General features: G+C 31.2%; 10 protein-coding genes. 9 read left to right on the top strand and 1 reads right to left on the bottom strand.

The window, feature by feature from the left end; translation table 11 throughout:
• Positions 1–229: 229 nt before the first annotated feature.
• The 9 genes from CONE_RS02065 (at position 230) to CONE_RS02025 (ending at position 13,328) form a co-directional block, all read left to right on the top strand.
• Positions 230–1,705: a pseudouridine synthase gene (locus CONE_RS02065; protein WP_015397090.1), complete on the top strand. Its 1,476-nt coding sequence runs from the start codon at positions 230–232 to the stop codon at positions 1,703–1,705.
• A 182-nt stretch (positions 1,706–1,887) separates the two neighbouring features.
• Positions 1,888–2,403, top strand: coding sequence for a ribosome maturation factor RimP (rimP, locus tag CONE_RS02060; RefSeq protein ID WP_015397089.1), 516 nt, complete (start codon positions 1,888–1,890; stop codon positions 2,401–2,403).
• Positions 2,400–3,872, top strand: a complete 1,473-nt coding sequence (gene nusA / locus CONE_RS02055) for a transcription termination factor NusA (RefSeq protein WP_015397088.1) — start codon at positions 2,400–2,402, stop codon at positions 3,870–3,872. The genes rimP and nusA overlap by 4 nt, the downstream gene beginning before the upstream one ends.
• A 76-nt stretch (positions 3,873–3,948) precedes the next feature.
• The gene (infB, locus tag CONE_RS02050) at positions 3,949–6,804 is read left to right on the top strand and encodes a translation initiation factor IF-2 (RefSeq protein ID WP_015397087.1); all 2,856 of its coding nucleotides are present in this window, start codon (positions 3,949–3,951) and stop codon (positions 6,802–6,804) included.
• Positions 6,805–6,823: 19 nt separating this feature from the next.
• Complete coding sequence (rbfA, locus tag CONE_RS02045) at positions 6,824–7,192, top strand: 30S ribosome-binding factor RbfA (protein WP_015397086.1); 369 nt, start codon at positions 6,824–6,826, stop codon at positions 7,190–7,192.
• 4 nt (positions 7,193–7,196) lie between these two features.
• On the top strand, positions 7,197–7,910 hold the full coding sequence (gene truB, locus CONE_RS02040) for a tRNA pseudouridine(55) synthase TruB (RefSeq protein WP_015397085.1): 714 nt from the start codon (positions 7,197–7,199) through the stop codon (positions 7,908–7,910).
• A gap of 26 nt (positions 7,911–7,936) precedes the next feature.
• Positions 7,937–9,760, top strand: coding sequence for a translational GTPase TypA (gene typA, locus CONE_RS02035; protein ID WP_015397084.1), 1,824 nt, complete (start codon positions 7,937–7,939; stop codon positions 9,758–9,760).
• A 34-nt stretch (positions 9,761–9,794) separates the two neighbouring features.
• Positions 9,795–12,500 carry a DNA polymerase I gene (gene polA, locus CONE_RS02030; RefSeq protein ID WP_015397083.1) on the top strand — a complete coding sequence of 902 codons (2,706 nt, stop codon included), beginning with the start codon at positions 9,795–9,797 and terminating at the stop codon, positions 12,498–12,500.
• An 18-nt stretch (positions 12,501–12,518) separates the two neighbouring features.
• The gene (locus CONE_RS02025) at positions 12,519–13,328 is read left to right on the top strand and encodes a ZIP family metal transporter (protein WP_015397082.1); all 810 of its coding nucleotides are present in this window, start codon (positions 12,519–12,521) and stop codon (positions 13,326–13,328) included.
• 36 nt (positions 13,329–13,364) lie between these two features.
• On the opposite strand, the gene CONE_RS02020 is transcribed toward CONE_RS02025, so the two are convergent.
• Entirely contained in the window at positions 13,365–14,024 is a 660-nt protein-coding gene (locus tag CONE_RS02020) for an epoxyqueuosine reductase QueH (RefSeq protein WP_015397081.1), read from the bottom strand.
• Positions 14,025–14,048 lie beyond the last annotated feature (24 nt).

Raw genomic sequence — 14,048 nt, 5'->3', positions numbered from 1 at the left:
GATTATTTTACTAATTTAAGTTTGCACAGTATATTCCTCTGGAATATACTGCATTTTTATAGGAATATTGCTTTTGTATTAAATTTCTTGTTGATAATCAAATTATCTTTAAGCAATATTCATTATTGTTTCTTTTATATAATTTTTTCTGTATTTTGAATTATTATATATCTAGCTGCTAAAATACTTTATTAATATTAATCTGAACTTGTGATTTGGAGTTGTCTTGGTGAAGACAAGTAAGACTGTTAAAGAGAATTTACATGATTCAAAAAATATTGTAAATTCTGATAAGAAAAACATAGTAAAAGAAAAATTAGGATTCTCATATCGACATAATAAGTGGAGCAAGTTGCGCACTCCGTTTAGAAGAAGAAGAATAGATAATGAGAAAATTACTACTATTAATGCGGATGATCTTGTTCAGGATGATAAAGATTCTATATTAAATAATCCTAAACATAATAATGATGAATCTCAGTACGATAAAATCGTATCTCCTTATTTAAACAAATCAAGTAATTTGGCTGAAATTAATTTAAAAAAATACTTGAATGAAGATGTTGTTCCAAAATTACATAAAGTTCTGGCTGATCTAGGTATAGGCTCCAGGAGAGATATGGAGGAGCTAATAATTTCAGGAAGGGTATCTGTTAATGGAGCTCCTGCTCATATTGGTCAGAGAGTTAAAGGTACCGATATAGTAAGGCTTAATGGTAAAATAATACAAAGAGCAGGTATAAAAAAAATTCCTCGTATTATCGTATACCATAAACCATCTGGAGAGATAGTAAGTCATGATGATCCTCAAGGTAGAGATAGTGTTTTCTCTAATTTGCCAAAAATCAATCTAGGAAAATGGATATCTATAGGTAGACTTGATATTAATACTGAAGGTTTACTGATTTTTACAAATTCTGGAGATTTGGCAAATTACTTCATGCATCCTAGAAATGAAATTGATCGTGAATATGCTGTAAGAATTCTAGGAGAGCTAAGTGAGGAACAAAAATCTAAATTAATTAATGGAGTGTTGCTTGATGATGGCCTAGCTTCTTTTAACTTATTGTCTTATCTTGGCGGTGAAGGTATTAACAAATGGTATAAGTTAGTAATCAAGGAAGGACGTAATCGAGAGATTAGAAGGGTATTTGATAGTATTGGTATTACTGTTAGTAGATTAATGAGAATACGTTACGGAGAAATATTTCTTCCAAGAAATTTGCATCGTGGAAAGTGGATAGAATTAGATGAATCCATGGTTTTAGCAATAATGGCAAAAAACGGATTATCAAAAAATGATTTGGACGGTAAAGGAAAGATTTCTAGCGGTATTGAACACTATAAATATCATGGAAAGCGTTCTGAAGAAGTTGATACCCATAATAAAAATGATTCTGCTAAAATTAAAAGAAATTTAGATCGTAATACTAAGATAAATAACAAAAATATAAAAATTAGTTCTCACGATATTAGCAATAACTCTATTTTGAAAAAAGATAAAAATGATATTTTAGTTAAAGAAATTAGATGCAAGAAAGATAATAATATTATTAGCCATATACCTAAAAAATATATAGATATTAAAGATAGATCAATATCAATCAATAAAACTCATAATGCTAATCAAGATCGTCAGCCAAATAATCCTAATGCACATGAATCGCATCTAGGTTTTTTGACAAAGAAGAAAAGGACTTTTTGAATTATTATGATGGTTATTTCTGTATGAATTTTTAGAAATGTCTGTTAAAATTAGAAATTAGCTATGGTTATATATTAAGCAGACTAGTTCGTATCTAATTATTGATGTAAGATAATCTAGTTAAATTTTGAATTCTTGTTTTATACAAGATACTTCTCTCTATTTTTTGTTTATAATGGTATATGGTAGATTTATTTGCATTGATTAAAAATTCTTTGCATGGAATTGCAAATGATATTGAGCTTGTTGATATTGAAAGACTTTCATCAGGTATACTGCGGGTTACTATTGATAAGACCTGTGGAATATCTATAGATGATTGCGAGATAGTTACTCGTCATCTATCTTGTGTATTTGCTGCAGAAAACATTGACTATAGGCAATTAGAAATTAGTTCACCTGGTATAGATCGTCCTTTACGTAAGGAATCTGATTTTACGCGTTTTTCAGGGGAGCGTATTGTTTTGAAATTAAACAATCCCTTTGACGGGCAGAAGGTTTTTCATGGGATTCTTCGTGTGCAAAATCCTTTATTGTTAAATAATAGTAGTGTTACATCTCCAATTAATACTATGTTCAGTATTGAATTTGATGATAACGAAAAGAAAAATAATTTAAAGGTCATTAATTTTAACATAAATGATGTTTGTTATGCAAAATTGGATCCAATTCTCGATTTCAAGGGCAGAAAGCAATGAGTCGTGAAATTCTTATGTTAGTTGACGCACTAGCGCGTGAGAAAAATGTTGCTAGAGAAGTTATCTTTGAGGCATTGGAAAGCGCCTTGGCATTTGCTATGAAAAAAAGATTTAAGGAAGATGCTGATATACGTGTTCTAATAGATCGAAATCTTGGCAAATATGAAGGATTTCGTAGATGGTTGGTTGTACCTGATGAAGATGGCTTGCAAGAACCAGATAGACAGGAATTATTATCAGAAGCAAAAGAAATTGATTCGAATATAAATGTTGGAGGTTACATAGAAGAACCTTTAGATCCTGTGGAATTTGGTAGGATTAGTGCACAAACAGCTAAACAAGCTATTTTGCAAAAAATTCGTGATGCTGAAAAAGAGCAAATATTAAATGATTTTTTAGAGAAAAATGATAAAATTTTATCAGGTATGATTAAAAGAATTGATAAAGGTGATGCTCTCATAGATATAGGAAAAATTGAAGCAAGATTACCTCGTTCCGAGATGATACCAAAAGAAAATTTAAGAATGGGTGATAGAGTAAGAGCTTTATTCCTTAGAGTGGAAAATAATATTCGTGGTAAGCAGGTGATTTTATCAAGAACATCTCCAGATTTTATTAAATATTTATTTGAAAATGAAGTTCCTGAGATCGAGCAAGGCCTACTAGAGATAAAAGCTGCTGCCCGTGACCCTGGGATCAGGGCAAAAGTAGCTATAATTGCTTATGATAAAAGAATAGATCCCATAGGAACTTGTGTTGGTATGAGAGGATTGCGTGTAACTGCTGTTCGTAATGAATTGGGTGGTGAACAGGTAGATATAGTTCTATGGTCTGAAGATCCAGCTCAGTTTGTTGTTAGCGCATTATCTCCTGCAAATGTAATATCTATAATTGTAGATGAGGATAGTCATTCAATGGATGTTGTTGTTGATGATGAGAATTTGCCTAAAGCGATAGGATCGAAAGGTCAAAATGTTAGGTTAGCTTCTGATTTGACTGGATGGAAAATTAATATAATTACTTCAGAGGAAAGCCTTAATCGTCACCAGATAGAAAGAAGATCTTTGCGTGATGATTTTATTAAAAAGTTAGAAATAGATGAATTTATCGTAGATAAATTGATAGATGAAGGTTTTACTGGAATTGAAGAAATTGCTTATATACCTTTACAAGAATTATTAGATATAAATGGCTTTGATGAAAATATCGTCAATGAATTAAGATCAAAAGCTAGAAATTCTTTATTAACTGAGGCTATTGTAAAAGAAGAAAATCTTGAAATAGAGAGTGAATTACTTCATATAAATGGAGTTAGTAAAGATATGGTTTTAAAGTTATCAGAAAGAAAAATTTTCACAAAGAATGATTTGGCTGAGTTAGATGCTATAGAATTATCCGAAATATCCGGATTGAATACTGATGAAGCGGCTGATATTATTATATCAGCTCGTGCACACTGGTTTGAGTAATGGTGTAAGTTAACAATAAGTTAAATCTTATTATTTTGTAACTGTTAGTTAGTCGCTATATAGGGAAGAAATCTTAATGTCGAGTGTTACCGTAGCTCAGTTTGCTGTTGAGCTTAGCATGCCTTCTGATATTTTATTGGATCAGTTAAAATCAGCTGGAGTAAATGTTAAAACAGTAAAAGATTTTGTCACAAATAGCGACAAGTTGAAGTTATTAGGATCTTTACGCCGTGCCAATGGCGAAGGTCAAAAAAAAGATCAAAAAATTGTTCTAACAAAAAGAAAAACCACCGAGATTTATCAAGCAGATGCAAAAGGTCGATCAAGAACAATTCAAGTAGAAGTTCTTAAAAAGCGTACTTTTATAAAGAAAGATCCATCTAAATATCAATCCGACGATATAGATAACAATACTGTAAATTCACAATCCATAGAAAACTCTAAAGATAATAAGATTACTAGTGAACCTAATTCAAATGCTCTTAATGAAATTCTTAATGGAACACCCGTTATAACTGATAATACTACTAGTAATAAAAATTATGAAAATAAAGTGAATTTAATAAAAGATAATGTTGATATTACCTCTAATAGGCATGAGAGTAATATATTGCCAACAATAGAAAATAAAGCACAAAATTCTAATAAAGAGTCAGAAAAATCGACACTTATTCCTAGATCTCAAATTATGAAAAATTCTAAAAACGAAACAAATTTTCGTCGTTCTTCATCACAAAACCACAACATAAAATCCAAAAGTGAAAAATTATTAGATAGACCTAATAAAGATGAAGCTAGGAAAGTTGTAGAGAATGAAGCTGCTGCTTTGCGTGAGATGTTGACTCGTCCTCGTAAAGTAGTAAGTTCAAGTGATTCTACTTCAGATAATTTTTCTAATACTAAATCTGCTGGTAAGAAAAATTTAATTAATAAAAAAGAATCAAAGTCTTCGACCCCTTTAAAAAAGGTGTCGAAATCTGCTGATGTTCCTTCTGGATGGAGTGATGATAGTAGCCGTAAAAAATCTCTTGAAAAAGATAAAAAGTCTGGTGTGCATAGTGATTCTGAAGAATGGAGAGTTGTAGGTGTAAAGACCTCCAAGAATTCTGGAGGAAAATTTTCTCGTTCTGCTCAGAACAACAATAAAAATGGTACCATTAATCAATCACAAGAGTTTATTTCCCGTGTAATTAATGTTCCAGAGACGATAAGTGTAGCTGAATTAGCTCATAAAATGTCGATAAAGGCCGGTGAAGTTATCAAAAACCTAATGAAATTAGGACAAATGGTTACAATTAATCAGGTCTTAGATCAAGAAACAGCTATGATTGTAGTTGAGGAGTTTGGTCATACTTCTATAGCAGCCAAGATAGATGATCCAGAGATTTTTTTAGATACTACAGATGCTTCTAACGCTGATAGTACGCACAGAGCACCTGTCGTTACTGTTATGGGACATGTTGATCACGGTAAAACATCTTTATTAGATTATATAAAAAGGACAAAGGTTACTAACAGTGAAGCTGGAGGTATTACCCAGCACATAGGAGCTTATAACGTTAAAACAGATATGGGTTCCATTACTTTTCTAGACACTCCAGGACATGAAGCTTTCGCAGCTATGCGTGCTCGTGGTGCTAAATTGACAGATATTGTAATTTTAGTGGTTGCTGCTGATGATGGTGTTATGCCTCAAACACGTGAAGCTATAAATCATGTTAAGGCTGCTAATGTCCCTGTTATAGTAGCTTTAACTAAATCTGATAAGTCTTCTGCTAATTTAGATAAAGTTAAGCAAGAGTTGATTACTGAAGAAATTATCCCAGAAGAGTACGGTGGTAGTGTTCCTTTTGTACCAGTTTCAGCAAAGACTGGTGATGGTATAGATATTCTTTTAGAAAATATTATCTTGCAATCAGAAGTTTTAGAATTAAAAGCTCAAGTAGATACTAAAGCGAAAGGTATTGTGATAGAAGCTAGTTTAGATAAAGGACGTGGTCCAGTTGCAACTGTATTGGTCCAAAATGGCACATTAAAGAAAGGTGATGTTATTTTAGTAGGAGCAACATTTGGTCGTGTAAGATCTATGCTAAATGAAAGTGGTAATCCTATAGAAAAAGCTGGTCCTTCTATACCAGTAGAGATACATGGTCTTACGGATGTTCCTTCTGCTGCTGATTTTCTGGTTGTTTTATCAGATGAGCGTAAAGCTAGAGAAATAGCTCTTTTTAGACAAGGTAAATTCCGTGACTCTAAGTTAGCAAGAAAACAAGCTGATAAATTAGAATCTATTTTTGATAATATTAGTGATAGCTCAATACAGTCTATATCTATAATTGTGAAATCTGATGTTCAAGGATCTCAAGAGGCTATAGCCTCATCTTTATTAAAATTATCCAACGATGAAGTTTGTGTAAAAATAGTACATGCAGCAGTTGGTGGTATTTCTGACAATGATGTAAATTTAGCTATTGCTTCTAACGCTGTAATAATAGGTTTTAATGTTCGAGCAGATTCTATAGCAAGAAAGAATGCAGAATTAAATAATATTAATATACGTTACTATAGTATAATATATGATGCTATAAACGATATAAAACAGGCAATGTCTGGAATGTTAATTCCAGAGAAAAAGGAAGAAATAGTTGGTTTAGTGGAAATTCGTGAAATATATAGTATACCTAAAATAGGAAAAGTAGCTGGTTGTATGGTTCTTGATGGTACCGTAAAAAAAGATTCCAGGGTTCGTTTGATTAGGAATAATGTAGTTTCATGGACAGGGCAGATAGAATCTTTAAGAAGATTCAAGGATGATGTCAAAGAGGTGAGATCAGGATTTGATTGCGGTATTACTTTAAAAGGCTATTCAGATATAATGAATAATGATCAATTAGAGGTATTTGAAATCAAAGAAATCGCAAGAACAATGTGATTTTTATTCTCAATAAGACATGAAAAATAATTCTACATTTAATCGAAACATTCGAATCGCAAAACAAATTCAGAAAGATCTGTCTGATATTATACGAAAATCCTACAGCTTAGATCAAGTTGGGGTGTGTACTATATCTAGAGTGGAATTGTCTGTAGATTATGCGCATGCAAAGGTATATTTTACTGTATTTGGATTAGATCATCTTTTAGTAGAAAATTTTCTTAATAAAAAATCTGGATGGCTCCATTCTTGTCTCTATAAAATATTAAAAATTCATACAATTCCTAATATACAATTTTTATATGACAGCCAATTTTATGAAACAGATAAGTTATTAGATTTAATAAAACAGGCTAATTCGCCTGATAAACGATTTATTAATTAGATTTATGGATCCTCATCAAATTGATGGTTTTTTCTTGTTAGATAAACCTGCCGGTATTACTAGTAATTTAGCTTTGCAAAAAGTAAGGCGTTTTTTAAATATAAAGAAAGCAGGTCACACAGGAACTCTTGATCCTTTCGCTACTGGGCTTTTAGTTTGCTGTTTTGGTAAGGCAACAAAAAAGTCTAATATCTTTCTCAATGCATCTAAATCTTATATTGCTACTATAAAGTTAGGAGAAGAGACAGATACTGGCGATTTAACAGGAAAAGTAGTATCACAATCTTCAGATTATAAATTTATTGATATTTCATCTATAGAAAAAACACTTGTCCATTTTATGGGTGAAATAGAACAAATACCTCCAATGTATTCAGCTATAAAAGTCAATGGTATGCCTTTATATAAATATGCACGTACTGGTATAGATATATACAGAGATCCTAGAAAAGTGACTATATATAATATTAATTTAATTAATTTTAGTGATCATACTTTTAAGCTAGAGCTTTCATGCAGTAAGGGCACATACATTAGGACACTTGCTCAGGATATAGGAAGGAAACTTGGTTGTTTTGCACATTTAATAAGTCTAAGGAGAACAAAAGTCGGTCCATTTCTATTAGAAAGCTCGACTACTTTGGAAAATTTATTAAATAGCCCCAAATCTCTCGATAGACTGTTATGTAACGAAGAGATATACAAAGATTTCATTTAACAATATAAATATTTTAAGGATTATATATGACTCGTGCTTTACGCAATGTAGCCATAATAGCACACGTTGATCATGGTAAAACTACATTAGTTGATCAATTACTAAAGCAATCTGGTATTTTTAGAAAAAATCAAAATATAGTTAAACGTGTTATGGACTCTAATGCTTTGGAAAAAGAGAGAGGTATAACAATTTTATCTAAAAACTGTGCAGTAGAATATCAAGGTGTGCATATAAACATTATAGATACTCCTGGACATGCCGATTTTGGTGGAGAGGTTGAGCGTGTTTTATCTATGGTGGATGGGGTTTTATTGCTTGTAGATGCAGTAGAAGGTCCTATGCCGCAGACAGTATTTGTTACAAGAAAAGCTTTAGCTTTAAATCTTAAGCCAATTGTAGTTGTAAATAAAGTTGATAGACCAGGAGCTCGTCAAGATTTTGTTATTAATGAAGTATTTGACTTGTTTGATCGTTTAGGAGCTACAGAAGAACAGCTAGATTTTCCAATTGTATATGCCTCTGGATTATCAGGGTATTCTGGAGATACTGCTGATGTTAGATCAGGGGATATGAGTGCGTTGTTTAATGCAATTTTAAAATATGTTCCTGAGCATAACAATTCTTCTAATGGTCCATTTCAGATGCAGATTGCCTCTATAGATTATAGTTCTTATGTAGGCAAGATCGGGATAGGAAAAATAAATCGTGGTATTCTATATCCAGGTATGGATGTTGCTATGAAATTGGGACATGACGGAGTACTTGAAAAATCTCGCGTTAATCAAATCTTAAAATTCTCTGGACTTGAGAGAATTTCAGTAGACAAGGCAGAGGCTGGTGATATTGTACTTATAAATGGAATTGAAAATATAGCTATCGGCACCACTTTGACTGACATTAACTGTGTAGAAGCATTGCCTGTATTACATATTGATGAGCCTACTTTGACAATGAATTTTATGGTCAATACTTCTCCATTAGCTGGTAAAGAAGGTAAGTTTGTAACTAGCAGACAGATATTTGACCGTCTATCGTTAGAATTAAAATCTAATGTTGCATTACGTGTTTCTACAACGGATGATGACACTGTATTTGAGGTTTCAGGTAGAGGAGAGTTACATCTTACTATTTTACTAGAAACAATGCGCAGAGAAGGATATGAGCTTGCTGTATCTAGGCCAAATGTAGTTTATAAAGATATTGATGGTGTAAAAAATGAGCCGTATGAAGATTTGACAATATATGTTGATGATATTTACCAAGGTGGCGTTATGGAAGAATTAGGACGTCGCAAGGGTAATTTACAAAATATGTTACCGGACGGATTAGGAAAAACTAGATTAGAATATATAATATCAGCTCGTTCACTCATTGGTTTTCAGAACGATTTCATGACTTTAACTCGTGGTAACGGTATAATGAGTCACGTTTTTAGAGAATATGCTCCTGTTAATGATGTTTCTAATTGTGGCAGACGAAATGGCGTTTTGATAAGTCAATATTCTGGTGCTGCAGTAGCTTATGCGTTATGGAAATTGCAAGATCGTGGAAGAATGTTTGTCAATCCTGGTGATGTGTTGTACGAAGGAATGATCGTTGGTATACATAGTAGAGATAATGATTTAGTAGTTAATCCTACAAAAGAGAAACAGTTGACAAATATAAGGGCTTCTGGAACTGATGAAGCTATACGTTTAACTCCACCTGTCCAATTATCTTTAGAATATGCTATAGAATTCATAGAAGATGATGAATTGGTAGAAATTACACCCAAAGCTATTAGATTAAGGAAACGTTATTTACAAGAACATGAAAGGCGCAAGGCTAGCCGTGAGCGTAATAACTAAACACAATTCTTTTTAAAAATTTAATTTATAAATTATGCCTGAAAAGTTATTGCTATTAGATGGTTCCAGTTATTTATATCGTGCTTTCTATGCTATGCCTGATTTGCGCAATTCATCAGGAGAGCCTACAGGAGCCATATACGGCGTCATTAATATGGTTCGCAAACTACTTTTTGACTATAATACAAATTACATTGCCTGTGTTTTTGATTCTTCAGAAAAAACCTTTAGGAAAGAGATATTCCCTTCCTATAAGGCAAATCGTGCGCATATGCCTGAAGATTTAATTAAACAGACAAAATATATTTATAAGATAATAGAGGCTTTAGGACTACCTATTTACTATTCCAATAATTTTGAAGCGGATGATATTATTGGATCTATAGCTGCAAAAATTTCAAAAATATCTGATCTTGATATCGTAATATCATCTGGTGATAAAGATCTGTCTCAGTTAGTGAATAATCGTGTATCAATAGTTAATACTATGAATAATGAGGTATTAGATGAAAAAGGAGTAACAAAGAAATTTGGTGTGCCTCCTCATCTAATTATTGATTATCTGATGTTAATTGGTGATTCTGTAGATAATATACCAGGTGTTAAAAATATTGGACCTAAGACTGCTGTAAAACTTTTAAATAAATATGGATCTCTAGATAATATTATATTAAATATCAAAGAAATAACTGGATTAATAGGTATAAATTTACGTGATTTTATAGATAGATTTGAATTAACAAGAAAGTTATTAACAATAAAATGTGACTGTGACTTGATTACAAGCATAAATTCAAAAGAAGATTTTTTAATAAAACCAGTAAATAATAACGTATTAATTGACCTTTATACAAAATTTGAGTTTAGTTTATGGTTGAATGATATAAATAAAGAATATACTGATAATCTTAGTATTAATTTAGAAAAATCATCTATGGATGATTCATTAAGTAATATTGAAATAGTTGATAGCATATGTAGTTTAGATTTGTTTTTAAGTTGTTTAAATAATTCGGAAATAGTTGCGGTTGATTTTGTTTTTACTTCAACAAGACCTATGTTATCGAAATTAGTTTCTATTTCTTGTTTATCAAATAGAAAGTTATTTTATATTCCAGTCGTAAGTCAAAAATCAGATAAATATTTACAAAAAAAATATATATTGTCTTTGCTTAGGCCATGGCTAGAAGATGTTACCAAGCAGAAAATAGTACATAATGCTAAAAATTGTTTCCACGTTTTATATAATGAAGGAATTGAGCTAAGAGGAGTAAAGGACGATATTATGCTACAAGCATATGTCCTAAATTCACATAACAATACATCTATAGATAAGCTTTCGGAAAAATTCCTTAAAATAAAACATAATTCATACAAAGAGATGTATGGGAAATGTACGGAATGTGACGATTTTATTAATTTTGATATCATTTATGCTGCTAATTATTCTGCTAAAAATTCCTTAATCATAATGGAATTATATAGAATATTTTCTAAATTACTTTCAGACGAAGTTGATTTAAATTCAATTTATAAATTAGAAATGGAAATATCAACTATTCTTAGTATTATTGAAATAAATGGAGTAGCTATAGATTCAGACAAGCTACAAGAACATGGTTTTAAATTATCTGAAATAATTTCACAATTAGAATTAAAGATTTACAATATAGTAGGTAAAAAATTCAATATAAATTCTCCAAAGCAGCTAGGTGAGATTTTATTTAATTTAATGAAATACCCTCTTGTCAAGAAAACATCGGCAGGAATACCATCCACTGATGAGTCTGTATTAAAAAAGTTATCTAATGATTTTCTCTTACCAAATATACTTCTAGAGTATAGATCTCTAACTAAATTAAAATCTACTTATACTGATAAATTACCTAGTATGGTTAATATCAATACAGGAAGATTACATACTAATTATTCACAAATAGGTGTGGTAACAGGCAGATTATCATCTTCAGATCCTAACTTGCAAAATATACCAATTCGTACAGATTTAGGTAAAATGATAAGACAAGCTTTCGTTTCTAGAGAGGGATACTTATTAATGTCAGCTGATTATTCACAAATAGAGTTAAGAGTCATGGCTCATGTTTCCGATGATTCTAACTTGAAAACTGCTTTTTCAGAAGGGAAAGATATACATTCAGTTACAGCTTCAGAAATATTTAACATAGATGTAAGTAATATTACTCAAGAGCAACGAAGGGCAGCTAAAGCAATAAATTTTGGCTTACTTTATGGTATGGGTATTTTTGGTTTGTCAGCAGCTTTAAAAATTAGTAAGAATGATGCAAAGCAGTATATTGATCAATATTTTTTCCGTTACCCTTTTGTAGCAAATTATATGGAAAATATATGCAAGAAGGCTAAAAAATACGGATTTGTTGAAACAATATTCGGTCGTAGAATATATATTCCAGAAATATCTAACTCTTCTTTACATAATCGTCAATCATCAGAACGAGCGGCTATAAACGCTCCTATTCAAGGTGCAGCAGCTGATATTATGAAAATGGCTATGATATCTGTTCAGAATTGGTTATTAAAAAATAATATGATGACTAGGATTGTAATGCAGGTTCATGATGAATTAATATTTGAAGCTAATGAAACAGAAGTTTCTGAGCTAAAAGATGTTTTACCTTCTTTGATGTGTGATATAGTTAACCTTAGCGTACCTTTAGTAATAGAAATTGGTATTGGCAAAAACTGGTCTCAGGCTCATTAAGCACAATTTATTTTAAGTATGATAATTACATATATATTAGTTACTACTATTTCTAGTGGTTTAATAGCCGTATGCATGGCTAATTGGTTAACCTATAATGTTTTTTCTAAATATTTGCACTATATGGTTAGTTCGTCGGTAGGTGTTTTTTTATCAGTATCTTTTTTGCATTTGTTACCAGAGGCATTCAATAACCTTTCTGAGCACTCTGATAATTTATTATTAGCAATGTTGGTTTCAATAGTATGTTTTTTTATTTTAGAAAAAATATCATTAATTAGGCATAATCATCATTATGAAGGTGATGGACATGGTCATGTTCATGGGCATGATAGATATGATGCAGGTAAAGGCGGTGTCGTTATTTTGATAGGAAGTTCTTTACATAATTTTTCTGATGGAGTACTAATTGCTGCCTCTTTTATAGTGTCCCCTTCATTAGGTGTTTTAACAGCATTATCTATTATTACTCATGAGGTTCCTCACAAATTATGCGATTTTGTGGTGCTAAGAAATGCTGGGCTAGACAGAAGAAGAATTTTTTGCATGATTCTTGCCTCTAGTTTTTGTTCATCCATAGGCGGTTTGTTTGGATATTTTGTTTTACAGCATATAGAGCAGATAACACCATATGTATTGGTAGTAGCTGCCAGTAGTTTTATATACATATCCATATCAGATTTAATACCTAGAATGAACGAACAGGAATATCCTACAGAGCATATCCCTCAATTAGTTTTTGTAATACTTGGAATTTTTATAACCTATGCAATTACTAGCTTTAGTCATAATCACTTAGGTCAATGTAATTGTTTTGTTAGCATATAAATCTATAAACCGTAACAATTTTTAGTATTTTTATAATTATTTATTATAAAATTTCATGCCAATTTTTATTCTTTCAGATCCTCGAGATATTCTATATTTATTAGTATCCCTTAAAGAGTAAACACATCCACAGTACTCTTGTTGATAGAATTTTTCTTTTTTACTTATTTCTATCATTCTTTGTGAGCCACCTTTTTTCCTCCAATTATATGTCCAGTAAATTAAATTATTATATCTTGAAGCTGCATTTATGCCTGATGAATTAATTTGATCCATATCTTTCCACCTAGAAATTCCTAAAGAGCTAGTTATAGTATCAAAACCATTTTCATGAGCATATAAAGCTGTTCTTTCAAATCTCATATCAAAACATGCCGTACATCTTTCTCCTCTTTCCGGCGAGTTTTCTAAACCTTTTATTCTGCCAAACCAATTATCAGTATCATAGTCAACATCTATAAAATTTATATTATTTTTCTCTGCAAATCTAATATTTTCTCTTTTCCTTATTTCATATTCTTGTTTTGGGTGAATATTTGGATTGTAAAAAAATATTTCATACTGTATAGATGATTCAGTCATTACTTCCATTACTTCGCAAGAACATGGAGCACAGCAAGAATGAAGAAGAACTTTTTTAGAATTAGCAGGCAATGTAATAATCGGTCTTTCTGATATTTTTGCGGAATTTTGCATGATAAATATTATCCAGAAATATTT

The sequence above is a fragment of the Candidatus Kinetoplastibacterium oncopeltii TCC290E genome (assembly GCF_000340865.1).
Taxonomy (GTDB): Bacteria; Pseudomonadota; Gammaproteobacteria; order Burkholderiales; family Burkholderiaceae_B; genus Kinetoplastidibacterium; species Kinetoplastidibacterium stringomonadis.
This window is presented reverse-complemented; position numbering and strand designations above follow the sequence as displayed.

Coding starts and splice junctions, on each gene's coding strand:
- rimP (WP_015397089.1), top strand. CDS start 1,888: ATGGTAGATTTATTTGCATTGATTAAAAATTCTTTGCATGGAATTGCA.
- nusA (WP_015397088.1), top strand. CDS start 2,400: ATGAGTCGTGAAATTCTTATGTTAGTTGACGCACTAGCGCGTGAGAAA.
- infB (WP_015397087.1), top strand. CDS start 3,949: ATGTCGAGTGTTACCGTAGCTCAGTTTGCTGTTGAGCTTAGCATGCCT.
- rbfA (WP_015397086.1), top strand. CDS start 6,824: ATGAAAAATAATTCTACATTTAATCGAAACATTCGAATCGCAAAACAA.
- truB (WP_015397085.1), top strand. CDS start 7,197: ATGGATCCTCATCAAATTGATGGTTTTTTCTTGTTAGATAAACCTGCC.
- typA (WP_015397084.1), top strand. CDS start 7,937: ATGACTCGTGCTTTACGCAATGTAGCCATAATAGCACACGTTGATCAT.
- polA (WP_015397083.1), top strand. CDS start 9,795: ATGCCTGAAAAGTTATTGCTATTAGATGGTTCCAGTTATTTATATCGT.
- CONE_RS02025 (WP_015397082.1), top strand. CDS start 12,519: ATGATAATTACATATATATTAGTTACTACTATTTCTAGTGGTTTAATA.
- CONE_RS02020 (WP_015397081.1), bottom strand. CDS start 14,024: ATGCAAAATTCCGCAAAAATATCAGAAAGACCGATTATTACATTGCCT.